The organism is Prosthecodimorpha hirschii (genome assembly GCF_001305515.1).
Classification (GTDB): Bacteria; Pseudomonadota; Alphaproteobacteria; order Rhizobiales; family Ancalomicrobiaceae; genus Prosthecodimorpha; species Prosthecodimorpha hirschii.
Genome location: NZ_LJYW01000001.1, coordinates 3,705,224 through 3,729,520, shown reverse-complemented (window position 1 = coordinate 3,729,520; position 24,297 = coordinate 3,705,224). Strand labels below are relative to the sequence as shown.

At 69.6% G+C, this 24,297-nt stretch carries 23 protein-coding genes and 1 riboswitch; of the genes, 15 read left to right on the top strand and 8 right to left on the bottom strand.

The window, feature by feature from the left end; all coding sequences use genetic code 11:
* Positions 1 to 10 precede the first annotated feature (10 nt).
* From kdpB to ABB55_RS16325, 4 genes are all read left to right on the top strand, one after another.
* A complete protein-coding gene (gene kdpB / locus ABB55_RS16340) occupies positions 11 to 2,062 on the top strand; it encodes a potassium-transporting ATPase subunit KdpB (RefSeq protein ID WP_054359750.1) in 2,052 nt (683 codons plus the stop codon).
* Between the two features lie 92 nt (positions 2,063 to 2,154).
* On the top strand, positions 2,155 to 2,721 hold the full coding sequence (kdpC, locus tag ABB55_RS16335; protein WP_054362111.1) for a potassium-transporting ATPase subunit KdpC: 567 nt from the start codon (positions 2,155 to 2,157) through the stop codon (positions 2,719 to 2,721).
* Positions 2,722 to 2,735: 14 nt separating this feature from the next.
* On the top strand, positions 2,736 to 5,447 hold the full coding sequence (locus tag ABB55_RS16330; RefSeq protein WP_054359749.1) for a sensor histidine kinase: 2,712 nt from the start codon (positions 2,736 to 2,738) through the stop codon (positions 5,445 to 5,447).
* Complete coding sequence (locus ABB55_RS16325) at positions 5,444 to 6,130, top strand: response regulator (protein WP_054359748.1); 687 nt, start codon at positions 5,444 to 5,446, stop codon at positions 6,128 to 6,130. Before ABB55_RS16330 ends, ABB55_RS16325 begins: the two co-directional genes overlap by 4 nt.
* A gap of 54 nt (positions 6,131 to 6,184) precedes the next feature.
* On the opposite strand, the gene ABB55_RS16320 is transcribed toward ABB55_RS16325, so the two are convergent.
* Positions 6,185 to 6,643: an Lrp/AsnC family transcriptional regulator gene (locus tag ABB55_RS16320; RefSeq protein ID WP_200912114.1), complete on the bottom strand. Its 459-nt coding sequence runs from the start codon at positions 6,641 to 6,643 to the stop codon at positions 6,185 to 6,187.
* Between the two features lie 173 nt (positions 6,644 to 6,816).
* Here ABB55_RS16320 and ABB55_RS16315 point away from each other — a divergent pair, with 173 nt between their 5' ends.
* The 10 genes from ABB55_RS16315 to ABB55_RS16270 all read left to right on the top strand — a co-directional run bounded on the left by ABB55_RS16315 (position 6,817) and on the right by ABB55_RS16270 (position 15,849).
* Positions 6,817 to 7,539 (top strand): aspartate/glutamate racemase family protein, encoded by a 723-nt coding sequence (locus ABB55_RS16315; protein ID WP_083463676.1) that lies wholly within the window; start codon positions 6,817 to 6,819, stop codon positions 7,537 to 7,539.
* Positions 7,540 to 7,595: 56 nt separating this feature from the next.
* On the top strand, positions 7,596 to 8,897 hold the full coding sequence (locus ABB55_RS16310) for an NAD(P)/FAD-dependent oxidoreductase (RefSeq protein ID WP_054359747.1): 1,302 nt from the start codon (positions 7,596 to 7,598) through the stop codon (positions 8,895 to 8,897).
* A gap of 62 nt (positions 8,898 to 8,959) precedes the next feature.
* Positions 8,960 to 9,466 carry an L-2-amino-thiazoline-4-carboxylic acid hydrolase gene (locus ABB55_RS16305; RefSeq protein ID WP_244472055.1) on the top strand — a complete coding sequence of 169 codons (507 nt, stop codon included), beginning with the start codon at positions 8,960 to 8,962 and terminating at the stop codon, positions 9,464 to 9,466.
* A gap of 70 nt (positions 9,467 to 9,536) precedes the next feature.
* Positions 9,537 to 10,655 carry an ABC transporter substrate-binding protein gene (locus ABB55_RS16300; protein ID WP_054359745.1) on the top strand — a complete coding sequence of 373 codons (1,119 nt, stop codon included), beginning with the start codon at positions 9,537 to 9,539 and terminating at the stop codon, positions 10,653 to 10,655.
* Positions 10,656 to 10,761: 106 nt separating this feature from the next.
* Entirely contained in the window at positions 10,762 to 11,676 is a 915-nt protein-coding gene (locus ABB55_RS16295) for a branched-chain amino acid ABC transporter permease (protein WP_054359744.1), read from the top strand.
* Positions 11,669 to 12,676 (top strand): branched-chain amino acid ABC transporter permease, encoded by a 1,008-nt coding sequence (locus ABB55_RS16290; protein ID WP_054359743.1) that lies wholly within the window; start codon positions 11,669 to 11,671, stop codon positions 12,674 to 12,676. Before ABB55_RS16295 ends, ABB55_RS16290 begins: the two co-directional genes overlap by 8 nt.
* A complete protein-coding gene (locus ABB55_RS16285; RefSeq protein ID WP_054359742.1) occupies positions 12,673 to 13,425 on the top strand; it encodes an ABC transporter ATP-binding protein in 753 nt (250 codons plus the stop codon). The genes ABB55_RS16290 and ABB55_RS16285 overlap by 4 nt, the downstream gene beginning before the upstream one ends.
* A 2-nt stretch (positions 13,426 to 13,427) precedes the next feature.
* Complete coding sequence (locus tag ABB55_RS16280) at positions 13,428 to 14,126, top strand: ABC transporter ATP-binding protein (protein ID WP_420848249.1); 699 nt, start codon at positions 13,428 to 13,430, stop codon at positions 14,124 to 14,126.
* A 58-nt stretch (positions 14,127 to 14,184) separates the two neighbouring features.
* The gene (locus ABB55_RS16275) at positions 14,185 to 14,649 is read left to right on the top strand and encodes an L-2-amino-thiazoline-4-carboxylic acid hydrolase (protein ID WP_054359740.1); all 465 of its coding nucleotides are present in this window, start codon (positions 14,185 to 14,187) and stop codon (positions 14,647 to 14,649) included.
* Positions 14,650 to 14,673: 24 nt separating this feature from the next.
* Entirely contained in the window at positions 14,674 to 15,849 is a 1,176-nt protein-coding gene (locus ABB55_RS16270) for a M20 aminoacylase family protein (protein WP_054359739.1), read from the top strand.
* Between the two features lie 70 nt (positions 15,850 to 15,919).
* Here the strand turns inward: ABB55_RS16270 and ABB55_RS16265 are convergent, their stop codons facing one another.
* The gene (locus ABB55_RS16265) at positions 15,920 to 16,483 is read right to left on the bottom strand and encodes a DUF4256 domain-containing protein (RefSeq protein WP_054359738.1); all 564 of its coding nucleotides are present in this window, start codon (positions 16,481 to 16,483) and stop codon (positions 15,920 to 15,922) included.
* Between the two features lie 184 nt (positions 16,484 to 16,667).
* Positions 16,668 to 16,862: riboswitch (cobalamin riboswitch) on the top strand.
* A 59-nt stretch (positions 16,863 to 16,921) separates the two neighbouring features.
* On the opposite strand from ABB55_RS16265, the gene ABB55_RS16260 reads away from it, so the two are divergent.
* Positions 16,922 to 17,599, top strand: coding sequence for an energy-coupling factor ABC transporter permease (locus ABB55_RS16260; RefSeq protein WP_054359737.1), 678 nt, complete (start codon positions 16,922 to 16,924; stop codon positions 17,597 to 17,599).
* 192 nt (positions 17,600 to 17,791) lie between these two features.
* Here ABB55_RS16260 and ABB55_RS16255 read toward each other — a convergent pair whose 3' ends face one another.
* The 6 genes from ABB55_RS16255 to ABB55_RS16230 form a co-directional block, all read right to left on the bottom strand.
* Positions 17,792 to 18,298, bottom strand: a complete 507-nt coding sequence (locus ABB55_RS16255) for a hypothetical protein (protein ID WP_054359736.1) — start codon at positions 18,296 to 18,298, stop codon at positions 17,792 to 17,794.
* Between the two features lie 424 nt (positions 18,299 to 18,722).
* Positions 18,723 to 20,045 carry an amidase gene (locus ABB55_RS16250; RefSeq protein WP_200912033.1) on the bottom strand — a complete coding sequence of 441 codons (1,323 nt, stop codon included), beginning with the start codon at positions 20,043 to 20,045 and terminating at the stop codon, positions 18,723 to 18,725.
* Between the two features lie 29 nt (positions 20,046 to 20,074).
* On the bottom strand, positions 20,075 to 20,272 hold the full coding sequence (locus tag ABB55_RS16245) for a hypothetical protein (protein WP_054359734.1): 198 nt from the start codon (positions 20,270 to 20,272) through the stop codon (positions 20,075 to 20,077).
* Between the two features lie 76 nt (positions 20,273 to 20,348).
* Positions 20,349 to 21,776: an amidase gene (locus ABB55_RS16240; protein ID WP_054359733.1), complete on the bottom strand. Its 1,428-nt coding sequence runs from the start codon at positions 21,774 to 21,776 to the stop codon at positions 20,349 to 20,351.
* The gene (locus ABB55_RS16235) at positions 21,773 to 23,194 is read right to left on the bottom strand and encodes an amidase (RefSeq protein WP_054359732.1); all 1,422 of its coding nucleotides are present in this window, start codon (positions 23,192 to 23,194) and stop codon (positions 21,773 to 21,775) included. Before ABB55_RS16235 ends, ABB55_RS16240 begins: the two co-directional genes overlap by 4 nt.
* A complete protein-coding gene (locus ABB55_RS16230; RefSeq protein WP_054359731.1) occupies positions 23,191 to 24,285 on the bottom strand; it encodes an AbrB family transcriptional regulator in 1,095 nt (364 codons plus the stop codon). The genes ABB55_RS16235 and ABB55_RS16230 overlap by 4 nt, the downstream gene beginning before the upstream one ends.
* Positions 24,286 to 24,297: the final 12 nt, after the last annotated feature.

The window sequence follows — 24,297 nt, the reverse complement described above, 5'->3', positions numbered from 1 at the left end:
CGGTGTTCCCATGTCCAAGCATGTCACGGCCGAACCCGGCCTGTTCGACGCCAAGATCCTCGCTGAGGCGAGCCTCGAAGCGCTCCGGAAGCTCGATCCGCGCAAGCTCGCGCGCAATCCGGTGATGTTCGTCACCGCCGTCGTGGCCCTCGTCGTCACCCTGGTGGCGGCACGCGAGGCAGCGACCGGGTCGGGGCATCTCCTGTTCACGATCCAGATCGCGCTCTGGCTCTGGTTCACGGTGCTGTTCGCGAATTTCGCCGAGGCGGTCGCCGAGGGCCGCGGCAAGGCGCAGGCGGATTCGCTGCGCGCCATGCGCCGCGAGACCGTCGCCAAGCGGCTGCTCTTTCCCGACACGCCCGACCGCGTCTACGAGGGCGTCGGCTCCGACGACCTGGAGGTCGACGACATCGTGCTGGTCGAGACCGGCGACGTGATCCCGGCCGACGGCGAGATCGTCGAGGGCGTCGCTTCGGTCAACGAAAGCGCGATCACGGGCGAAAGCGCCCCGGTGATCCGCGAGGCCGGCGGCGACCGCTCCGCCGTCACCGGCGGCACGACCGTGCTCAGCGACTGGATCAAGGTCCGCGTCACCGCCGCGCCCGGTTCGACCTTCCTCGACCGCATGATCGCGCTCGTCGAAGGCGCCAGCCGCCAGAAGACGCCGAACGAACTGGCCCTGTCGATCCTGCTGTCCGGCCTGACGCTCGTGTTCCTGATCGCGGTCGTCAGCCTGTGGGGCCTCGCCGCCTATTCGGGCACGATCCTGTCGGTGACCGTGCTGGCCGCCCTTCTGGTGACGCTGATCCCGACCACCATCGGCGGCCTCCTGTCGGCGATCGGCATCGCCGGCATGGACCGTCTGATCCGGTTCAACGTCGTGGCGACCTCGGGCCGGGCCGTGGAGGCGGCCGGCGATGTCGGCACGCTGCTCCTCGACAAGACCGGCACCATCACCTACGGCAACCGCATGGCGACCGAGTTCGTCGCGGTATCGGGCGCCACCGTGCGCTCCGTCGCCGAGGCCGCCTTCCTGGCCTCGCTCGCCGACGAGACCCCGGAAGGCCGCTCGATCGTGGCGCTGGCCAAGGCCGACCACGGCCTGAAGGAACCGGCCGGCGGGCGCGGCAGCTTCGTGGCCTTCACGGCGCAGACCCGCATCTCGGGCGTCGACCTGGACGGCCGGCTGATCCGCAAGGGGGCGGTCGACGCCATCCTGCGCGCCATCGACCTGCCGCTCGAGCGCACGCCGCCGCAGTTCCGCCAGGCCGTCGACCGCATCGCGCGGTCGGGCGGCACGCCGCTCGGCGTGATGGAGAACGGCCGCCTGATCGGCGTCATCCACCTGAAGGACGTGATCAAGCCGGACATCAAGGAGCGCTTCGCGGCCCTGCGGGCGATGGGCATCCGCACCGTCATGGTGACCGGCGACAATCCGGTCACGGCCGCCGCGATCGCCTCGGAGGCCGGCGTCGACGACTTCATCGCCGAGGCGACCCCGCAGGACAAGCTCGCCTATATCCGCGCCGAGCAGGAGCGCGGCCGGCTGATCGCCATGTGCGGCGACGGCACCAACGACGCACCGGCGCTCGCCCAGGCCGATGTCGGCGTCGCCATGCAGACCGGCACGCAGGCCGCCCGCGAGGCCGGCAACATGGTCGATCTCGACAGCAATCCGACCAAGCTCATCGAGATCGTCGAGATCGGCAAGCAGCTGCTGATGACCCGCGGCTCGCTCACCACCTTCTCGATCGCCAACGACGTGGCCAAGTATTTCGCCATCATCCCGGCCCTGTTCGTCGCCTCCTACCCGGAGCTCGGCGCCCTCAACGTGATGCACCTGGCCACCCCGGAAAGCGCGATCCTGTCGGCGATCATCTTCAACGCGCTGATCATCGTCGCGCTGATCCCGCTCGCCCTGAAGGGCGTGCCCTACCGCGCGGTCGGCGCGGCGGCGCTGCTCCGGCGCAACCTCGTCGTCTACGGCCTCGGCGGCCTCGTCCTGCCCTTCGTCGGCATCAAGGCCGTCGATCTCGTCGTCACCGCCCTGTCGCTGTCGTAAGGAGTCCTCTCATGTCCCACCAACGCCTCGACCGGATCCTCGCCGCCCGCACGCCGGCCACCGCCACCGCCACCGCGCCGGGAGCCTCGTCCCTGATGGCCCAGATCCGTCCCGCCGTCGTGATGACGCTGCTGTTCACCGCGCTGACCGGGCTCGCCTATCCGCTCGCCGTCACCGGCCTCGCCCAGATCGTCGCGCCCGACCGGGCCAACGGCAGCCTGGAGCGGCAGGACGGGACCGTGATCGGCTCGCGTCTGATCGGCCAGGCCTTCGCCTCCGAACGCTACTTCCACGGCCGCCCGTCGGCCGCCGGCACCGACGGCTACGACGCCGCCGCCTCGTCGGGCTCCAATCTCGGCCCGACCTCGGCGAAGCTGATCGACCGCGTCCGCGGCGATGTCGATGCGCTGAAGGCGGCCGGGACCGCGACCCCGGTGCCGGCCGACGGCGTGACCGCCTCGGCGAGCGGCCTCGACCCGCATGTCAGCCCGGAATTCGCCCATGCCCAGGTCGACCGGGTCGCGGCGGCGCGCAAGCTCGAACCGGCACGGCTGCGCGCGCTGGTCGACAGCCTGGTCGAGGGCCGGGAGGCGGGTCTGTTCGGCGAGCGCCGGGTCAACGTCCTGATGCTCAACCGCGCGCTCGACCGGTTGTCCTGACGGAAGCGGCGCGCATGGGCGAGGCGAACCCGGATCGGCGGCCATCCCCGGATGCCCTGCTGGCGCTTGCCGACAGCGAGCGCCGCGGCCGGCTGAAAGTCTGGCTCGGCGCCGCGCCCGGCGTCGGCAAGACCTACGCGATGCTGTCGGCCGCCCGGCAGGCGCGCCAGGCCGGGACCGACGTGGTGGTCGGCCTCGCCGAGACCCACGGACGGGCCGACACCGAGGCGTTGACCGTGGGGCTCGAGACCTTGCCGCGCCGGCCCTTCTCCCATCGCGGCCATCTGCTGGCGGAATTCGACATCGACGCGGCCCTGGCGCGACACCCCGCAGTGCTCGTCGTCGACGAACTCGCCCACAGCAACGCCCCCGGCAGCCGGCATCCCAAGCGCTACCAGGATATCGACGAGCTGCTGCGCGCCGGGATCGACGTCTGGACCGCCCTCAACATCCAGCATCTGGAAAGCCTGTCCGACGTGGTCACCCGGATCACCGGCGTGACCGTGCGCGAGACCGTGCCCGACACGGTGCTCGATCGGGCCGACGAGGTCGTGCTGGTCGACATCACGCCGTCCGAGCTGATCCAGCGGCTGAAGGACGGCAAGGTCTATCGGGCCGACAATGCCCGCCGCGCCATCGATCACTATTTCACGCCCGGCAACCTGACGGCCCTGCGCGAACTGGCCTTGCGGCGCACGGCCGCGCGGGTCGACGACCAGATGGTCGACTATCTGCGCCAGAACGCCATCGAGGGTCCCTGGCCGACCGCCGAGCGCATTCTCGTCTGCGTCGGCGGCGATGCCCGCTCGATGACCGCGATCCGGGCGGCCAGCCGCTTCGCCAGCGGGCTCAACGCCGACTGGCTCGCCGTCCATGTCGAACGCCCCGAAGCGGCCCCGGAGGCCGGCGCCTCGGAACGGATCGAGGAGACGTTGCGGCTCGCCGAGCGGCTGGGCGCGACGGTCCTGCGCCCGTCCGGTCGCGATATCGTCACCGAGATCCTGCGCGTCGCGCGGGCCGAGAATGCGACGCAGATCTTTCTCGGCCGGTCGCGCGGCGGGGTCTGGCGCCGGCTGCGCGGACGGTCCCTGACCGCGGCGGTGCTGGAGCGGGCCGGCGCTCTGTCGGTGCATGTGGTCGGCGAGGACGACGGCGAGGGTCCGGCGCCGGCCGGGATGCCGCGCCTCCGGCTGCCGGCGCTCTCGCTGTCGGGCGCCGGAGCGGCCGTCCTGGCGGTGGCGGCGGCGCTCGGCATCGGCTCCGGCTTGGTGCGCTACGTCGAATTGCCCAATCTCTCGATGATCTTCCTCGCCGCCGTGGTGCTGTGCGCGCTGCGCTTCGGGACCTGGAGCGCAGTGCTGGCCTCGGCTCTGTCCTTCGCCGCCTACAATTTCTTCTTCATCGAGCCGGTCTACACCTTCACGGTCGCCAAGCCGCACGAACTGCTGGCGCTGGTCGTGTTCCTGCTGGTCGCGATCGCCATCGGCGGCCTGGCCGGACGGCTGCGGGATCAGTCCGAACTGGTCCGGTCGCGGGCCGGCGCGATCCGCTCGCAATACGAGTTCGCCCGCAAGCTGTCCGGCACCGCCAAGCTCGACGACCTGCTCTGGGCGGTGGCGTCGCAGATCGCCGCCGCGGTCGGCGGCCGCTGCCTCGTCCTGCTCGCCGAGGGACAGGAACTGGTGCTGCGCGGCGCCGCGCCGCCCGACGACGAGATGGGGCCGGCCGAATGGACCGCCGCCTACTGGGCCATGACCCATCACGAGCCGGCCGGCTGGCGCACCGGCACGCTGCCCAATGCCCGGCTGCAGTTCCGCCCGCTGCGCACCGCGCGCGGCACCACCGGCACGATCGGCTTCGAACCCGCCGACCCGGCCCGCGCCCTGACCGGCGAGCGCGAGCGCATGGTCGATGCGCTGATCGACCAGGCCTCGGTCGCGGTCGAGCGGATCCGGCTGGTCGACGACATGAGTCGCGCCGCCGCCTCGGCGGAAAGCGAGAAGCTGCGATCGGCCCTGCTGACCTCGCTCAGTCACGATCTGAAGACGCCGCTCGCCGCCATCCTCGGCGCGATCACGTCGGTGCGCGCGCTCGGCGCCCGGATGGACGACGCGGCGCGCAGCGATCTCCTGCTGACCATCGAGGAGGAGACCCGGCGGCTTGCCCGCTTCGTCTCCAACCTGCTCGACATGACCAAGTTGGAGGCCGGCGGGCTCGACATCACGCCCGACGAGGTCGATCTCGCCGAGGTCCTGCCCGGCCTGATCGCCCGCGCGGCACTGCTGCTGCCCGGCCTGACGGTCAAGACCCGACCCTGGCCGCCTTCGGCGACGGTGCGCGGCAATCCGATTCTGGTCGATCAGGTGCTCTTCAACATCCTGGAGAATGCCGACAAATATGCCGGCCCGAATGCGGTCGCCTCGGTCGGGCTCGAGGTCGCCGACGGGCGCGTCCGCCTGGTCGTCGAAGACCAGGGGCCGGGCATTCCGGCGGACCAGCTCGACCGGGTCTTCGCCAAGTTCCACCGGGTCGCGACCGGCGACGGCCGCGCCGCCGGAACCGGGCTCGGCCTCGCCATCGCCAAGGGGATCGTCGAGGCCATGGGCGGAACCATCCGGGCCGAGAGCCCGATCGCCGGCACCCGCGGCACCCGCATCCTGATCACCTGGCCCCTGGCCGCGCCGAACACGCGAGCCGGCGGGCCGCCCGAAGGCATCCCGTCATGAGGTCCGACCCGCGCATCCTCGTCGTCGACGACGAACCCCAGATCCAGCGCTTCCTGAAGCCGGCGCTCGAAGCCTCCGGCTTCGAGGTCGTCCAGGCGCTCGACGGCCGCAGCGCCGTCAAGGCCGTCGCCACGGCGGCGCCGGACGCCGTGGTGCTCGATCTCGGCCTGCCCGATTGCGACGGCAAGGACGTGATCCGTCAGGTCCGCGCCTTCTCGCAGGTCCCGATCGTGGTCCTTTCGGCGCGCGACCGCGAGGTCGAGAAGGTCACCGCGCTCGACCTCGGCGCCGACGACTACGTCTCCAAGCCGTTCGGGATTTCCGAATTGCTCGCACGCCTGCGCACCGCGCTCCGCCACGCCGCCCGCCAGGACGGCCAGAGCGAGGTGATCTCGGTCGGCGATCTGGTCGTCGACACCCGCGCCCACCGCGTCACCCGGGCCGGCGAGACCCTGCGCCTGACCCCGAAGGAATACGACCTGCTGCACATCCTCGCCCGCCATGCCGGCCGCGTCCTGACCCATCGGCAGCTGCTCACCGCCGTCTGGGGGCCTGCCCACGAGAACGACACCCAGTATCTGCGCGTCCTGGTCGGCCAGTTGCGCCAGAAGCTCGAAGCCGATCCGGCCCGGCCGACGCTGATCGCGACCGAACCCGGCATCGGCTACCGGTTCGACGATTGATGGACTGTCCTGCCGGACGGCGACGGGCTGCCGGCAAAAGCCGCGAAGCCGCCGTCATGTGTATTTCAACGGGATGGACGTCGTGAACTTCAGCTCCTCCATCGAGATCGACGAGGTGATGTCGGTGAAGTCGAGCCGACTGATCATCTTCTTGTAGACGGCATCGTAGACGTCGACATTCGGCACCACGAGGCGCAGCAGATAGTCCATGTCGCCGGTCAGCCGATAGGCTTCGACGATTTCCGGGATCTCGGCGATCACCTTGCGGAAGGAATCCAGCCATTCCATCGAATGGCGCGAGGTGCGGATGGCGACGAAGACCGTCATCGGCACGTTGCTCTTGCGCCGGTCGATCAGCGCCACCCGCCGCGTGATGAAGCCGGCATCCTCCAGCGCCTTGATGCGGCGCCAGCAGGCCGAGACCGACAGGCCGACCGTGTCGGCGAGATCGGCCACCGCCACGGTGGCGTCCTCCTGCAGCTCCTCCAGGATTCGACGGTCGCGAATATCCAGCATCGCGCTCTCCATTTGCACGCCTTCACTAAAGCGACGCAAATCGATTTCGCAAGAGGCTCTTCTCACGCAATCTGTTCTCGGGTTTGCCGCGACTTTGTGCAGCCGGCGCAGGGACGCCGGCCGGGTCGGGGCCTTAGCCTAGGGACACGGTTCCACGACGGAGAATTCCAGTGTCTCGAATCATCGGCCTGATCGGCGGCATGAGCTGGGAAAGCACGGCCACATACTATCGGGAAATCAACGAGTTGGTCCGCGCCCGCCGCGGCGGCCTGGCGTCCGCCGACCTGCTGCTGCGTTCGGTCGACTTCGAGGCGATCGTCGCCCTGCAGAAGGCCGGCCGCTGGGATCTGGCCGAGGCCGCGCTCGCCGAGGCGGCGTCCGGCCTGGTCCGCGCCGGCGCCGGCTGCATCCTGATCTGCACCAACACCATGCATCTGGTCGCCGACGGCGTCGCCCGCGCGGCCTCCGTGCCGCTGATCCACATCGTCGACGTGGTCGGACAGGAACTCGTCGCCGCCGGCAAGAAGCGGCCGCTGCTGCTCGCCACCCGCTACACGATGGAACAGGCCTTCTACCGCGACCGGCTGCGCGCACGGTTCGGCCTGGAGGCCATCGTGCCGGAGGCGCAGGACCGCGGCGCCGTTCACGACATCATCTTCGACGAACTCTGCTGCGGGGTCGTCCGGTCGGAATCGCGGCAGCGCTATGTCGACGTGATCGAGGCCGCCGCTGCCGAGGGCGCCGACAGCGTGATCCTCGGCTGCACCGAAATCGGGCTGTTGATCCATCAAACGGATTCGAATCTGCCCGTATTTGATTCGACAAAATTGCATGCCCGCGCAGCAGTCGACTTTTCTGACGGTTCGCTGCAAGTGGATGCCGTCGCCGCCTGAACCCGCGATCTGTCGCCATCCGTCGGCCGGAGTCCGATCCCAGGAGCCCTCGACCCATGAGCCTGCCGCCGCCCCTGCCGCCCTCCCTGTGGGCCTCGGTGACGCCGCCGCGGCCGCCTTCCGCGGCGCTGGCCGGCGAGGTTCGGGCCGATGTGGCGATCGTCGGGGCCGGCTTCACGGGGCTCTCGGCGGCGCTGGCGCTGGCCGAACGGGGCCGCAAGGTGGTGGTCCTGGAGGCCGCCGTGGTCGGCTGGGGCGCCTCCGGCCGCAACAACGGCCAGGTCATCCCGACCATGACCGGCGCCGAGCCGGACGCCATGGCGCGGCTCTTCGGCGAGACCGGGGAGCGTTTCGCCCAGCTCGTCTCGGATAGCGCGGCCGGCCTGTTCGATCTGGTCCGGCGCCAGAGGATCGACTGCGAGGCCGTGCAGAACGGCTGGTTCCAGCCGGCCCATTCGCCCGGCCGCGTCCGGCTGTCCGCCGCCCGGGTCGAGGCCTGGAGCCGCCGCGGCGCGCCGGTCAGCCTGCTCGATGCCGAGGAGACCGCCCGCCTGGTCGGCTCGCGCGACTGGTACGGCGGCATGCTCAACCGCTCGGGCGGTCACATCAATCCGCTCGCCTTCGCCCGCGGCCTCGCCGCCGCCGCCGAGGCGGCCGGCGCCGTCATCCATGAGGCGAGCCCGGTCGACAGCCTGGAGCGGACGCCGGCCGGCTGGGTCCTGGCGACCGGCGCCGGACGGGTCGTCGCCGATCAGGTCCTCCTCGCCTCGAACGGCTATACGGACGGCTTCCGCCCGGCCCTCTCCCCGTCGCTCGCGCGTTCGCTGGTGCCGGTGCTGTCCTGGCAGATGGCGACCGAGCCGCAGTCGGACGCGGTCCGCGCCAGCGTGCTGCCCGGCCGCCAGGCCCTGTCCGACACCCACGGCGATCTGCGCTTCTTCCGCTGGGACGCGCGCGGTCGGCTGGTCACCGGCGGCGCCCTGATCGTGCCGCTGAACGGCGCCGACCGGCTCCGCCGCCTGGTCGGCGACCGCTTCGCCCGCATGTTCCCGCAGATGGGCGTGCCGCGTTTCGAATTCGTCTGGAACGGCCGCATCGGCATGACCGACGACCGCATGCCGCGGTTCCACAATCCCGCCGAGGGCCTGTGGACCTGGGTCGCCTGCAACGGTCGCGGCGTCGCCCTGTCGACGGCGCTCGGCCGCGTCTTCGCCGATGCGCTCGGCGGCGTACCGCCGGCCGAACTGCCCGTTCCGATCACGCCGGTCCGCCCTTACCCGTTCCATGCGGTTGCCCGGATCGTCGCCCCGGCCATGCTGGCATGGTACCGCTTCAAGGATGCGCGCGAGCCCGCGTGACGGGCCGCGTCCGCCCCCCTCACCCCGATCCGGTCGAACGAGACCGAGCACAGGAGCCAAGCATGTCAGAGACGGGTCCGAGCGGCCGCATGGTGCCGATCGAGTGGTTGCAGGGCGCCTTCGCCATGCGGGCGGCCGCCTATGCCAACATGTTCGACGTGTTGCGCGAGGCCTTCGGCACCGACCGGGCCGTGGAGATCGTCTCGGAGGCCACCCGCCGGATGGGCGTGACGATGGGGGCGAAATTCGCCGACCTCGGACCCGCCGACCTGACCGGCCTCAAGGACCGCTTTCTCGGCGGCATCCCGGCCGGCGAGGTGATCTTCCAGCCGGAGGTCCTGCGCTGCGACGACGAGCGTCTGGAGATCCAGTTCCACCGCTGCCCGCTGAAGGAAGCCTGGGTCGCCATGGGACGGTCCGGCGAGGAGCTGGAACTTCTGTGCAAGGCCGGCGGCGCCATCGACGGCGGGCTGTTCAAGGCCGCCGGTTTCGTCTTCAAAGGAGAAACCTGGAAACCCGGCCAGGAAGGCTGCTGCAAGCTCGTCGTCGAACCCGGCACGGCCGCCTGACCGATCCCGTCGATCCGCCACGAGACACCACCCCCATCGGCCCCCCGGGCCTGAACGGAGACTGGAGCCCATGACGCTGACCCGCAGACACCTCGTCGCCCTAGCCCTCGCCGCGCCCGCCGCCTTCGCCCTGCCGGCCGCCGCCGCCGAAACCGTGAAGCTCGGCTACCAGCTGCCGCTGACCGGCAACACCGCGCAATACGGCCAGGACTTCAAGACCGCCGCCGAGATCGCGCTCGCCCGCTTCAACGCCTCCGGCCGCATCCCCGCCAAGGTCGAGATCGTGTTCGAGGACAGCCGCTCGGACGCCAAGGAAGGCGTGACCATCGCGCGCAAGTTCGTCGACGACGAGAAGATCGTCGGCGTGCTCGGCGACTTCACCTCCGGCGTCTCGATGGCCGCCGCGCAGGTCTACAAGGAGGCCGGCATGCCGCAGCTCTCCCAGACCGCGTCCCATCCCGACTACACCAAGATCTCGGAATGGCAGTTCCGCAACATCACCACCCAGGCCGGCGAAGGCCCCTACAACGCCGACTGGATGGTCGCCAAGGGCTACAAGAAGGTCGCGGTGATCGCCGAGCAGACCGACTGGGGTCAGAGCGTCACCAAGTATTTCGCCGATGAGATCGCCGCCAAGGGCGGCAAGGTGGTCCTGACCGAGTATTTCAACCGCGGTCTGCCCGACTTCCGCTCGCTGCTGACCAAGATCCAGCGCGAGAAGCCGGACGCCATCTATACCGGCTTCTTCTACGAGGACGCGGCCAACTTCCTCAAGCAGATGAAGCAGCTCGGCATCGCGATCCCGGTCTATTCGACCTCGGCCGCCCATAACCAGAAGGTGATCGAGCTCGCCGGCGCCGACGCCGAGGGCCTGTCGCTGACCACCAACTTCCTGCCCAACAGCCCGAAGCCCGAGGTCAAGGAATTCGTGGCCGAATGGGTCAAGGTGCGCGGCGCCGAGCCCGGCCAGTTCCCGGCCCAGGCCTTCGATGCCGTCAACATCATGCTCGAGGCGGTGGTCAAGACCTATCCGAAGTCGACCCGCGCCGCGATCCGCGACGCGCTGGCCGCCACCAAGGACTTCCCCGGCGTGACCGGCTCGACCACCTTCGGTGCCGACCGCGAGCCGGTCAAGCAGCTCTCCAAGGTGCGCATCGTCGGCGGCGTCTTCACGCCCGTCGCCGATTGATCCGGCGTGCCGGCGGTCGCCCTCAAGGGCGCCGCCGGCCGACGCTGAAGCCGCAGCCGGGCAGCCCGATCGCCCGGTCCGAACGACGCGCCGCCAGGGGGCCGCCGTGATCGATCCCTATTACCTGCAGCAATTGGCCATCGGCCTGTCGCAGGGCGTCATCTACGCCCTGATGGCGATCGGCTTCACGCTGATCTTCGGCGTGCTCAACGTCGTCAACTTCGCCCATGGCGAGGTCTACACGGTCGGCGCCTTCGCGGGCCTGCTTCTGATCACCGCCTTCGCGCCGCCCTTCCTGGTCGTGCTGTTCGCCGTGCTGGCCTTCGGCGCCGCGCTCGGCTTCGGCCTCGAACGCATCGCCTTCAAGCCGTTCCGGCGCTTCTCCGACGAGGCCTCGCTGAAATCGCGGGCGATGCGCGAATCGACGCTGATGTCGTCGCTCGCCGTCTCGATCGTGGTGCGCGAGGGCCTGGAGATCGGCTTCGGTTCGCAGATGCAGACCCTGCCGTTCGACTATCTGATCAACAAGCCGATCGAGCTCGGCCCGGTCACCATCGTCACCGGCGACGTGATCATCTTCGCGGTCGCTGCGGTCATGCTCGGTGGGCTGCAATATCTGCTCAAGCGCACCCGCATCGGCCTGTCGATCCGCGCCGTCTCGGCCAATCCGCTCGGCGCCAAATATGTCGGCATCGACACCGACCGCACCATCATCACCACCTTCGCGCTCGGCTCGATGATGGGTGCGGGCGCCGGCATCCTGGTCGGCCTCTATTACGGCGCGATCTTCCCTGCGATGGGCTTCGTGCCGGGCATCAAGGCCTTCGTGGCGATGGTCATGGGCGGGCTGTCGTCGATCCCCGGCGCGGTCGTCTGCGCGCTGCTGCTCGGTCTCTCCGAAGGCCTCGCCACCACCTTCATCTCCTCCAACTGGGCCGACATGGTCGCCTACGGCTTCCTGATCGTCACCCTGATCTTCTTTCCGCAAGGTCTCTTCGGAGCGGGGAGGGAACGTGTCTGAGTTCGTCAGGGGACGGCTGGTCCCGCTCCTCGTGCTCCTCGTCGTCTTCGCGCTTGTGCCCTACGGCCTCGCCAAGTTCGGCAAGGGCTACTTCTTCCAGGTCGCCCAGCTGGTGCTGATCTATGCGCTGCTGGCCGTGTCGCTGCATCTGGTCACCGGCGCCGCCGGCCTGCTGCATCTCGGCCACGCCGCCTTCTACGGGGTCGGCGCCTATGTAGCGGCCCTGCTCGGCACCGAGATGAAGCTCGGCTTCCTGTGGGGCCTGCCGGCCGCTGGCCTTGCCGCCGCCGCGCTCGCCTTCGTGGTCGCGCTGCCGACCATGCGGCTGGTCTCGATCTATTTCGCGGTGGCGACGCTGGCCATCGGGCAGATGATCCACACCGTGCTGCTGAACTGGGTGGCGGTGACCAAGGGGCCGAACGGCGTCATGCTGTTCTCGGGCATCACCCTGTTCGGCACGCCGGTGAAGTCGCCGATCGCGATCTATTTCCTGGTCGCCGGGCTGGTCGCGTTGTCGATCTGGGTCCTGCACCGGCTCAGCCACTCCTACTACGGCAACGCGCTGCGCTCGCTGCGCGAGGACGACCAGTGCGCCGACGCCATGGGGGTCGACACGGTGCGGCTGAAGATCGAGGTCTTCACCGTCTCGGCCTTCTTTGCCGGCATCGCGGGGGCGCTGTGGGCCTATACGACCGGCTATGTCTCGCCCGGCGATTTCGGCTTCAACACCTCGATCCTGGTCCTCGCCATGATCGTGGTCGGCGGGCTCGGCTCGCTGCCCGGCGCGATCATCGGCGCGGCGCTGCTGATCCTGCTGCCGGAGGTCCTGCGCGGCGTCGGCGACCTGCGCAACGTCATGGTCGGCATCGTGATGTTCGTGTCGATCCTGTTCCTGCCGCGCGGCCTGCTCGGCGAGGTCTCGGCCCTGTCGCTGGTCCGCCGCGGCTTCGGGCTGAAATGGGGCGCGGCCCCGTCCGATCGGGAGGTCGGTTGGCGATGAGCCTGCTCGAGATCGAAAACGTCACCCGGCGCTTCGGCGGCCTGGTCGCCGTGGACGGCGTCACCACCCGGGTCGAGGCGGGCGAACTGGTCGGCCTGATCGGCCCGAACGGTGCCGGCAAGACCACCCTGTTCAACCTCATTTCCGGCTTCACGCCGCTTTCCGCCGGCGCCGTCCGGTTCAAGGGCGAGCCGATCCAGGGCCTGAAGCCGCATCGCATCGCCGCTCGCGGCATGTCGCGGACCTTCCAGAACCTGCGCGTCTTTCCGAACATGTCGGTCTTCGACAATGTCTCGGTCGGCGCCGTCGGGGCGATGGGCCAGTCGGCCTTCGCGGCGGTGTTCGGGCGGCGGGCGCGCGCCGATGCGATTTCGGCCCGGACCTGGGAGGCGCTGGAGCGGGTCGGCCTCGGCGGCGTGGCCGAGGATCTGGCCGCCAATCTCTCCTACGGCAAGCGCAAGTATCTGGAGATCGCGCGCGCCCTGGCGATGAAGCCGGAGCTTCTGATCCTCGACGAGCCGGCCGCCGGCCTGAACGATTCCGAGACCGCCGACCTCGCCCGCTTCATCCGCTCGCTCAACGGCGAGGGGCTGTCGATCATGCTGGTCGAGCACGACATGAACCTGGTCATGGGCATCTGCTCGCGCGTGGTCGTGCTCGCCTCCGGCCGCAAGATCGCCGATGCGGAGCCGGCCGCGGTGCGCGCCGATCCGGCCGTGCTGGAAGCCTATCTGGGGGTCGACGAATGAGTCTGCTCGAGATCCGCGGCCTGACCGTCGCCATGGGGTTGCAGGAGATCCTGCACGGGGTCGACCTCGCCGTGCCGGAACGCGGCATCGTCGCCGTGCTCGGCTCGAACGGCGTCGGCAAGACCACCCTGATGCGGGCGATCTCGGGCATCTACAGCCCGAAGGCCGGCAGCATCCTGTTCCGCGGCGAGGACATCGCCCGGATGAAGAGCCACGAGATCGTCGCCCGCGGGCTTCTGCAGGCGCCGGAAGGCCGGCAGATCTTCGCCTCCATGACGGTCCTGGAAAATCTCGTCATCGGCGGCGGCCGGCACGGCCTCGCCGAACTCGACCGGGTCATGGCGCTGTTCCCCGTGCTCGGCCAGCGGCGCGGCCAGATGGCCGGCTCGCTGTCGGGCGGCGAGCAGCAGATGCTGTGCATCGCGCGCGCCCTGATGGCGCGGCCGTCGATCCTGCTCCTCGACGAGCCCTCGCTCGGGCTCGCCCCGAAGGTGGTCAAGAGCATCTTCGACCTCCTGGCGCAGATCCGGTCCGAGGGGCTGTCGATCCTGATCGTCGAGCAGAACGCCAAGGCGGCCCTGCGCATCGCCGACCGCGCCGCCGTGATGGAGGGCGGCCGGATCGTCATCGAGGGGCCGTCGGCGGACCTCGCCGGCGACCCGCGCATCGTCGAGGCCTATCTGGGCGGCCATGTCCACTGACGCGGTCGGCCACGGCCCGCTGCAGGCCGCCCCCGCATCCGAACCAGGAGGAGCCAGCATGCTTCCGATCATCGAACGGCGCCGCATTGAGGCGGAGATCCTGAAGCACGTCTACGACGTGCTGACCGAGAGCCACGGGGCCGAGGCCGCCCGCGAGACCGTCGGGGCGGCGGTGTCGCGCTCGGCGATCGCGCAGGGCGCCAAGTTCCGCGCCGAACTCGGCCGCGACCCGGACTTCGCCGATTTCGCCGCCATCCTGCCGAACTGGACCGCCAACGACGCCCTGACCATCGAGGTGAAGTCCGCGACGGCCGAGACGTTGGAATTCGACGTGGTGCGCTGCCGCTATGCGGAGATGTACCGGGAGATGGGCCTCGGCGAGGTCGGCCATCTCCTGTCCTGCAACCGCGACGGCGAATTCTGCACCGGCTACAATCCGAACATGGAACTGACCCGCACCGGAACCCTGATGCAGGGTGCCAAGCGCTGCGACTTCCGCTATCGCATGAAGCCGGCCGGCTGAGCCGTCCGAACCGAAGGTCCCGCCATGAACGCCATTCCGTCCATCACCTTTTCCAACGAAGAGATCGAGGATGCCGTCACCTGGCGGCGGGCCCTGCATCGGATCCCCGAGATCGCCTACGAGGAGCACGACACCTCGGCCTTCGTGGCGGCCCGGCTGAAGGAATTCGGCCTCGAGGTCCGCACCGGCCTCGGCGGCACCGGCGTGGTCGGCACGCTGCGGCGCGGTACCTCTTCGCGCGTCATCGGCCTGCGCGCCGACATGGACGCGCTCGCCATCGAGGAGGCGAGCGGCGTCGCCTACGCATCGACCCGGCCCGGGCGCATGCATGCCTGCGGGCATGACGGCCACATGGCCATGCTGCTCGCTGCCGCCCGCCGCCTCGCCCGCAGCGAGGCGCTCGACGGCACGGTGCATTTCATCTTCCAGCCGGCCGAGGAGAACGAGGGCGGCGCGGCGCGCATGATCGCCGACGGCCTGTTCCACGAGTTCCCGGTCGATTCCGTGTTCGGCATGCACAACTGGCCGGGCCTGCCGCTCGGCCGCGCCGGCCTGACCACGGGCGCCATGATGGCCGCCTTCGGCATCTTCGACATCACCGTGACCGGCCGAGGCGCCCATGGCGGCATGCCGCACCAGGGCATCGACCCGATCGCCTGCCTGTTCCAGATCGGCAGCGCGCTGCAGACCATCGCGTCGCGCAACGTCTCGCCGATGGCCTCCTCGGTCGTCTCGGTGACCACCGTCCATGGCGGCGACGCCTGGAACGTGATCCCGGATTCCTGCCGGATGACCGGCACCGTGCGCTGGTTCGACCCGGCTGTCGGCGACCTGATCGAAACCCGGCTGCGGGCGATCGCCGAGGGTGTCGCCGCCGCGATGGGCTGCACGGTGACGATCGACTACCAGCGCCGCTATCCGCCGACCATCAACGATGCCGACGAGGCGCGCTTCGTCCAGGGCGTGCTGCGCGACATGCCGGGCCTCGTGCTGGAGGAGACGGTCGAGCCGAGCATGGGGGCGGAGGATTTCGCCTTCATGCTGAACGAGCGGCCGGGCGCCTATCTGTGGGTCGGCCAGGGCACCCCGAACCACACGGCCGGCCTGCATTCCCCGCGCTACGATTTCAACGACGACGCCCTGCCGCTCGGCGCCGCCGTCTGGGTGGCGCTCGCCGAACGCAAGCTCGCCCCGGCCTGACACGATCCCGCCGGGGCGGGTCGGGCGGACAGCCTGAAGCTCGCCCGTCCCCCGGTGTCGCCGGCGCTCGTCAGAGCGTGAGCCGGCCGCGGAACCCTCTGGCGGCGTAATAGGATTCGGCGCCGTTGTGGTAGACGAAGACCTGATCGTAACGGCGGTCGCAGAACAAGGCGCCGCCGAGCTTCCGGATGCTGTCCGGGGTAGCGATCCAGCTCGACGTCTTGCGGTCGAACGGGCCGAAGGCCTGCAGGTCGCGATACTGCCGTTCCGTGAGAATTTCGATGCCCATCGCGGCGGCCATGTCGAGGGCGCTGCCGGCCGGCTTGTTCTCCTTGCGTGCATCGAGCGCGGCGCGGTCGTAACAGAGACTGCGCCGGCCGGTCGGGCTTTCGGGTGCGCAATCGCAGAAGACGATCGTCCCGGCGGCGCCGTCGAGCCCGGCGGCACCGTCGAGCCCGACGACATCCGGCTCGCCGCCGGTCCGCTCCATGGCGAAGAGCGACTTCAGGCCGGCAGGAGCGGCGCGCAGCTTCTGTTCGACGACAGGCCACACGACGGCCGGATGGCGCTGCATGTTCGCCGCAAAACGCTGCCGCAACGTCTCGATCAGGGCTTCGCCTTGCTCGACATCCATGGTCCCGTCTCCGCGATTCGCCGCATCCGAATTCAAGGCCATCCGGCCCGACCCCGCCACCCTGAACACGCCGCCCGCGCGCGGCCGAACCGGCCTCCGGCACTTTCCACCGGGCCGGCGAGGCCAGCGTTTGCGGATGGTCCGACCCGGCCGATCGGCATCTTGCCGCCCCGGTCCGACGCGTGAATACTGTCCGGGCTGAGGTGAGGGCGGATTTTCTCCGCCCGAGAGGGAATGCGGTCAGGAGCGATCCGAAGCCGCAGCCGCCCCCGCGACCGTAAGCGGCGGTCTGCCACGAATCCCACTGGCCCGCGGGCTGGGAAGGGGTGGCGGGACGAGTGCCGCGAGCCGGGAAACCTGCCTCGGTCGGTGCAACCCTGCCTTCGCACCGGTCCATCCATATCGACCGTGCGGCGGGCACGGCCCAGGGGAAAACCCATGCATATCGAACCCGGCGTCGTCGACGGCGCCAAGCTCGTTCTCAGCTATGCCACGGCCGTGGCGTCCTTCGGCCTTGCCGCCAAGATGGCGGCCGACGATGCGCGCTCGACCGGCCTTCTGCCGCTCGCTCTGCGCTCGGTCGTGACGACCGGCCTCGTCTTCTCGTTCTTCGAGGTTCTGCCGCACCACCCGGTCGGCGTCTCCGAGGTCCATCTGATCCTCGGCTCGACGCTTCTCCTGCTGTTCGGGGCCGGAGCCGCAGCGATCGGCCTGGCGGCCGGGCTCCTGATCCAGGGCCTTCTGTTCGCGCCGACGGATCTGCCGCAATACGGCATGAACGTCACGACGCTGCTGGTGCCGCTCTATGCCGTCAACCTGATGGCACGGCGGATCATTGCGCCGGCAACACCCTATGTCGACCTGAAATATGGGCAGGCGCTGGCGCTCTCGACGCTGTTCCAGGGCGGCATCGTGTGCTGGGTCGCCTTCTGGGCCTTCTACGGCCACGGCTTCACGGCGGAGACGATCTCCGAGGTGGGCAGTTTCGGGCTGGCCTATATGAGCGTGATCATCATCGAGCCGCTCGCCGACCTCGGCACGCTGGCCGTCGCCAAGGCCCTTCACCGCTATTCGACCGGCCCGCTGTTCAATTTCCGCCTGCATCAGCCGGCCTGATCTTCGACCGTGCCGGCGGCGGGAGCCGGCGGCACCCGCCTTGCGATGGCGTCCTCCTTGCGGCGGCGCCCGCCCTGCGATGGCGCCGCCGGGTCCGTCATCCGATCTGAAGGGATCGGATGACGGCGCGGGCAGTCCCGGATCGCGCACGCCGTTCCCTATCGGAGCGGTGCGCCGTGATCGGACTGCACTTTAGCGCAGCGTGCAGCCGAGCACTGCGGTGCCGCCGGTCTTCACGGTCACGTCGGTTGCGGCCGTGATGGTCGGAAAGTTCGGCGGAAAGGCGAGATTGTCGCCGCCGGACTGCGCCTTGCTGTCGAAGCCCAGTTCGAAGACCAGATCGGCGCCGATCACCTCAAGCGCCGCGGACCCCACGTCGAGCGCGGTCTCGACCGGTCCGACCGCGACGGTCATAATCTGGCCGACCGTATAGGCGCCGCCCGTGGCGGCCTCGAACTCGACGCGGAAGCGCTTGCGGCCCTTCTTCACTTCCCAGCGCGCCTGCATGCTGATGTCGGGCGCGCCGGTCGCGCGGCAGGTGTAGCGCACGTCGCCGCTGCTGCTGCCACCCCCGCTGCCACCACTGCCGCTGCCGCTGCCGCCCTTCTTGGCGAGCGCCTCGGACGGCGCCGCGGCCATCGCCGAAAGTGCCACCGCTGCAGCCAGCGCCATTGCCGCCAGACCCGTCTTCGAATGCATCGCGTTGCCCTCCTTTTCGCATCGTCTGCCCCCGCGCCGAACCGGCCGGGTGCCTTCCGCGACGACAGGAGGATGGTCGAGCGGAACTGTTATTTTCCTTACATCACCGGTCACTCGGCAGTTACGAACGCGCTTCACGGGCAATTCATCAATCATTTTAATCGAATACTGGAGCGCCGGAAACGTGATATGGATTCATGGCTTAATGCAGTCACGTAGATCGACGATCACGACCACGGCCGGCATTCGGTCTTCTTCGGACAGACCGATCACGATCGAATCACAAGAACGTTATTTTCAGGCCGGCCACTGCCGAAACGATACCGGACCTCAGCATCGATCCCGGGGCGCGGCGCACCACGCGCGCACCGGCGGTCCTGCCCGGAGGATGGCCCGGACAGACCACGGCCCGGCCGGGATGCGCTCAGGCGGCCTTCGGATCGAGCACCGGCGCGACCGCCTTGGCGATCGCCAGAAGCCGCGCATCGCCGAGGCGGGGACCGGCGAGCGTCACACCGACCGGCAGTCCGTTCGGACCGAGATGCCCCGGAATGTTGACGGTCGGCACGTGAAGCAGCGTCCACATCGAGTTGAAGGCGGGATCGCCGGTCGTCTCGGACGGCTTGAACGGCGCCTCGCCGCAGGCCGAAGGCGTCAGGATCACGTCCAGGTCCGCGCCGAACAGCTTGTCGAAGACCGGCCGGCACGCCGCCGCAAGATCCAAAGCCCAGAGCAGCTTCTCGGGCGTGATGCCGTCGAAATTCTCGACCTTCTTGCGGAAGTCCTCATGCAGCAGGTCGTAGTTCTGGACATAGTCGGCCAGGAACTGCACCCGGCCTTCGCCATTCATGACGATATGCTGCGCCGTGTTCAGGTCGGCGAAGGGTTCCGGCAGATCGAGATCGGTGACGATCGCCCCGGCCTCCGTCAGGAGCCGGACCGCCCGCTCCATGGCGCCGATCGTCCCCTCCTCGGCCTTGGGCCAATTGTGCGTCTTGGCGAAGCCGACCTTCAGTCCCTTGACGGCGACGGCCGGCATGGCGTCGATGCCGATCATCCGGGCGGCCTCGGCGACCATGACCAGGTCGTCGACGGATCGGCCGTACCAGCCGAGCGTGTCGAGCGTCGGCGAGAGATGGCGCGCGCCCGACCACGAAAAGGTGTTGTGGGTCGGCTTGATGCCGTAGGCACCGTTGAAGCTGGCCGGCCGGATATGCGATCCGCCCGTCTGGGTGCCGAAGGCGATCGGCACCTGGCCGTCGCCGACCGCCGCCCCCGACCCGGACGACGAACCGCCGGGCGTGCGGGCAAAATCGTGCGGGTTGCGGGTCAGCGCCTTGCGGCCGCCGGCGGCGAATTCGACCGTGTCGCACTTGCCCATCACGAAGGCCCCGGCCGCCTTCATGATGCGGACGACCTGCGCGTCGTGAGACGGCTGGTTGTCGGGATAGATCGGGGAATTGTTGGTCGTCGGCATTTCGGCCGTGTCGATCATGTCCTTGACGCCGAAGGGGATGCCGTGGAGGCGGCTCTTCGGGCCGGCATGGATCAGCACCTTGTCGAGTTCCTTGGCCTTGCGGATGGCGCGCTCGGGATCGAGCCAGATCCAGGCCTTCACGTCGGCATTGCGGGCGGCGATGCGGTCGAGGCAGGAGCGGGTCAGTTCCTCGGCACTGAGAGCGCGCGCCTGGATCAGCGTCGAGGCTTCCGCCGCCGACATCTGCCAGGGCTGCGTCGGAGATTTCACCGGAGCATTCATGGTCGGATCCTCATCTTTCAGGCCAAGGGAACGCGGAAGGTGCTGGCCGGCTCGTCGCCCTTGGACGGCATGCGCGGGATCGCCCGGCCGGCGGCCGACACGCGATCGGCCAGTTCGCGCATCCGCGCGAGATGGTCGGGGGTCAGGTTGGCGAGCCCGTAGCGGGCCGCGAAGGCGTTGATCTCGTCCTGGGTCCAGGCGGGAAAGTCGGACATGGCGGTCTCCTCGATGGGATCGACGATGCGGACGGTTCGGGGCGGCGGTTCGGGGCGGACGGTTTCGGGGCGGGCGTCAGAGCGCGGGACGCAGGCCGCGCGTTCCGGCAGCCTTCTCGAGAGCACGGGCGACCCGGTAGGTGGTCGCCTCGTCGAAGTAGCGGCCGACGATCTGCGCCGAGGTCGGCATGCCGTCGCGGTCGAAGCCGGTCGGAATCGAGATGGCCGGATGGCCGGTGACGTTGAAGATCGAGGTCGCCGAGCCGAAGGTGAATTTGACCAGCCGCTCCTGGTCCTCGAAGGTCGGTGCGGTGATGAAGGTGCAGGGCGCCAGCACCGCGTCGACCGTCCGAATGACCGCATCGGTGGTGACCGCCAGCTGGCGCCGGTAGCGGGTCGCCGCGACATAGTCGACGGCCCGGACCGTGAAGCCGGAGGTCATCTTGTCCTTGAGCGCCTTGCCCATCAGGTGGCTGCGCTCCATGAAATCCTGCTCGTGGATCGACAGGCTCTCGGCCCAGTTGATGGTGCCGGTCACCGACCGGTACTTGGACAGCGGCGCCGGCAGGGCGATCTCGACCACGGTGGCGCCGAGTTCGGACAGCAGGACCTCGGTTTCGGCGAGCTTCGTCACGATGTCCGGATCCATCGACGGCGCGTCGGCGCCGAGGTCGCGCACCACCCCGATGGTCAGGCCCTTCAGACCCATGTCGAAGCCGGCCATCAGGTCGTAGGACGGCACGTCGGCGGATTGCGGGTCGCGCGGGTCGTAGCCGGCCATCACCTGCGCGACCGTGGCATTGTCCTCCGCCGTCCAGGTCAGCGGCCCGACCACGTCGAGCGACCAGCAGTTCGGCAGGCAGCCCGCACGGCTCATCAGCCCGTAGGTCGCCTTCATGCCGTAGACGCCGGTTGCCGCCGCCGGCAGCCGGACCGAGCCGCCGGTGTCGGAGCCGAGCGCGAACATGGCCGTGCCGGCCGCCACCGCGACGCCGGCGCCGGTCGACGAACCGCCGGTGTGGCGGGCCGGATTCCACGGATTGCGGGCCAGCGGGAACGGCAGATCATGATAGATCTCACCGGTGCCGGTGCCATATTCCCAGGTGTTCAGCTTGCCGAGCAGGATCGCGCCCGCCGCCTCCAGCTTCTCGATCGCGGTCGAGGTCTCGTCGGCGACATAGTCGAGCATCAGCCGCGAGCCGCCGGTCGTCTTGACGCCCTTCACGTGGTAATTGTCCTTGACCGCGAAGGGGATGCCGTGCAGCGGCCCCTTCCAGCGGCCGGCCAGGACCTCGGCTTCGGCAATCCTGGCGGCGGCGCGAGCGCGATCGGCGAGCACGGTGATGTAGCTGTGCACCACGTCGTCGATCGCATCGATCCGGGCCAGATAGGCCTCGACCAGTTCGACGGGCGACAGCTTGCGTGCCGCGATCAGGCGCGACGCCTCCGAGACGGTCAGATAGACGAGCGGATCGGCGGATGTGACGGGCGTGACGGCGGTCATGGTTCGGGTCTCCTGTCGCGCCAGGGCGTGGCGGCCTCATAGGCGGCCGCGACCCTGAGCAAGGTGGGGTCGGCACGATGCGGGGCCGCGATCTGCCAGTGCAGCGGCAGTCCGGCGGCGTTGAAGCCGGTGCATTGAACGAGGCTCGGATGGCCGGAAATGTTGAACGGGACCAGCGCCGTATCGGTGGTGAAGGCGGTCATCCCGGGCTCGACGCCGAGCCGCGGCGCGGCATGGGCCGCCCCGAAGGTCACGACCGCGTCGAAGCGCGCCATCATGGCCGTCATGGCGGCGGCCAGCACCCGCCGCCGCCGCTGCGCGGCGATGTAGTCGACCGCGCGCACTTGCGCGCCGAACATCAGCTTGTCGCGCAGGGCGAAGCCCATCCGATCGGGCATCTCGCGCAGTTCGCGCTCGTGGATGGTCGCCGATTCGACCGGGCCGATGATCCGGGTGCAGGCGTAGAAATCCGCGACCGGGGCCGGAAAATCGGTCTCGATCAGGACGGCGCCCAGATCCGCCAGCACCGCCAGCCCGGCCTCGAAGGCGGCGACGAGATCGGCATCCGGCGGCGCCATGCCCGGGCCGAACGAGCGGATGACGCCGATGCGCAAACCGGCCACGCCCTGCTTCAGGCCGACGCGGAAATCCGGCACCGGACCCGTCAGGCTGGTCGGATCGCCCGGATCGTGGCCGGCGACGGCGTTCATGACCAGAGCGGAATCCTCGACCGTCCAGGTCAGCGGCCCGGGAATGTCCATCGAATAGCAGTTGGCGAGGATGCCGGACTTGGACAGCAGGCCATGGGTGCCCTTCACGCCGACCACCCCGGTCGCCGCCGCGGGAAGTCGCACCGATCCGGTCGTGTCGGAGCCGAGCGCCACCGTGACGGTCCCGGCGGCCACCGCCGTGCCGGCCCCGCTCGACGAGCCGCCCGGAAAATGGTCGAGATGCCAGGGATTGCGGGCCGACGGATAGGGCAGATCGAAATACTCGCCGCCATTGCCGGTGCCGAACTCCCAGGTGGCCAGCTTGCCCATCAGCACGGCACCGGCTGCCTTCATGCGGGCGACCAGGGCAGCGTCGCGATCCGGTCGCGGCCAACCTTCCGAAAGCCGCGAGCCGGCCGTGGTCGGCAGGCCGGCGGCGTCGTAGTTGTCCTTGACCGCGAAGGGGATGCCGTGCATCGGCCCTTTCCAGCGGCCGGCCGCGATCTCGGCCTCGGCGCGCCGGGCGGCGGCCAGTGCGGCCTCCGCGTCGAGGGTGATGTAGCTCGCGATGCGGGGCTCGACAGCCTCGATGCGGGCGAGCAGCGCCTTGACCAGGTCGACTGGCGAGATGGCCTTGGCGGCGATCAGCCGGGATGCCTCGGCCGCGGTCAGATGGTGCAGCGCCTTGGCGACGACGGGGGCGTTCATTCGGCTGGGCTCCTCTCGGCGGCGGATGCGGACAGGGACCGGGACGGCGGGCCGAAATAGCCGATCCGCTTCAGTCCGGCATGGACGAGCGGCACCGTCGCCAGCACCAGGAAGATGCGCAGGACGTGGAAGGCGGTGACGGTCGGCACGTCGAAATGCAGCACCTTGGCGGTGATCGCCATTTCGGTGACGCTGCCGGGCGAGGTCGACAGGATCGCGGTCGGCCAGGGCATGCCGGAGACCAGCGCGATGGCGTAGCCGACCGCCGAACAGCCGGCCGTCAGCAGAAGCACGTTGAGGATCGCCGACGGAATGAAGCGGCGCAGCGCACGGACGGAGTCGCGGCGGAACTGGGCGCCCAGATAGCAGCCCATCACCACCTGACAGGCATTCGACATCCAGGTCGGCACCGCCGAGAGGTTGGCCTCGGACAGGCCCAGCACCACGCCGGTGCCCATCGGCATCAGCAGGAAGGCGGTGGCCAGGCCGTACCGGCGCGCGATCAGGGCGAGGCCGAGGGCGATCGCCAGCGACAGCGCGAGACCGGCGGGATCGAAGGCGATGCGCGAATGCAGCGTGACCACATCGCCGGTCGCGCCCGACAGGGTGATGGCGGTCGGGATGATGATGACCAGAAGCACGATGCGCAGGAGCTGGTTCATCGCGATCTCGGGCACGCGGGCCCCGTTGCGCTCGCCCATCATGCTCATTTCGACCGGGCCGCCGGGCACGGAGCAGAAGAAGGCCGTGGTGGCGTCGATCCCGGCCGTCAGCATAAGGACGCGCGACAGCAGGGCGGCGATCGCCACCGTCGCCACGGCGGCGGCGAGCATTTCCGGCAGCAAGGCCGCAGCGGCGCGGGCCGCTTCCGGCGTGAAGGTCAGCCCGAGCGCGGTCATGATGATCAGGACGGCGCCGTCGCGAACCGTGCGGTGGGTCGACACGGCAAGGCCCGACAGACCGAGGGCCGCGACCACCGTCAGGGAGCCGATCATCCAGGGCAGCGGGATCTTCAGCTGGGCCGCGACCGCCCCGCCGCAACCGGCGGCCAGATGCGTCAGCAGGATGCGGAGGACGAGGGCTGGGGTCATGGCGGGGTCTGA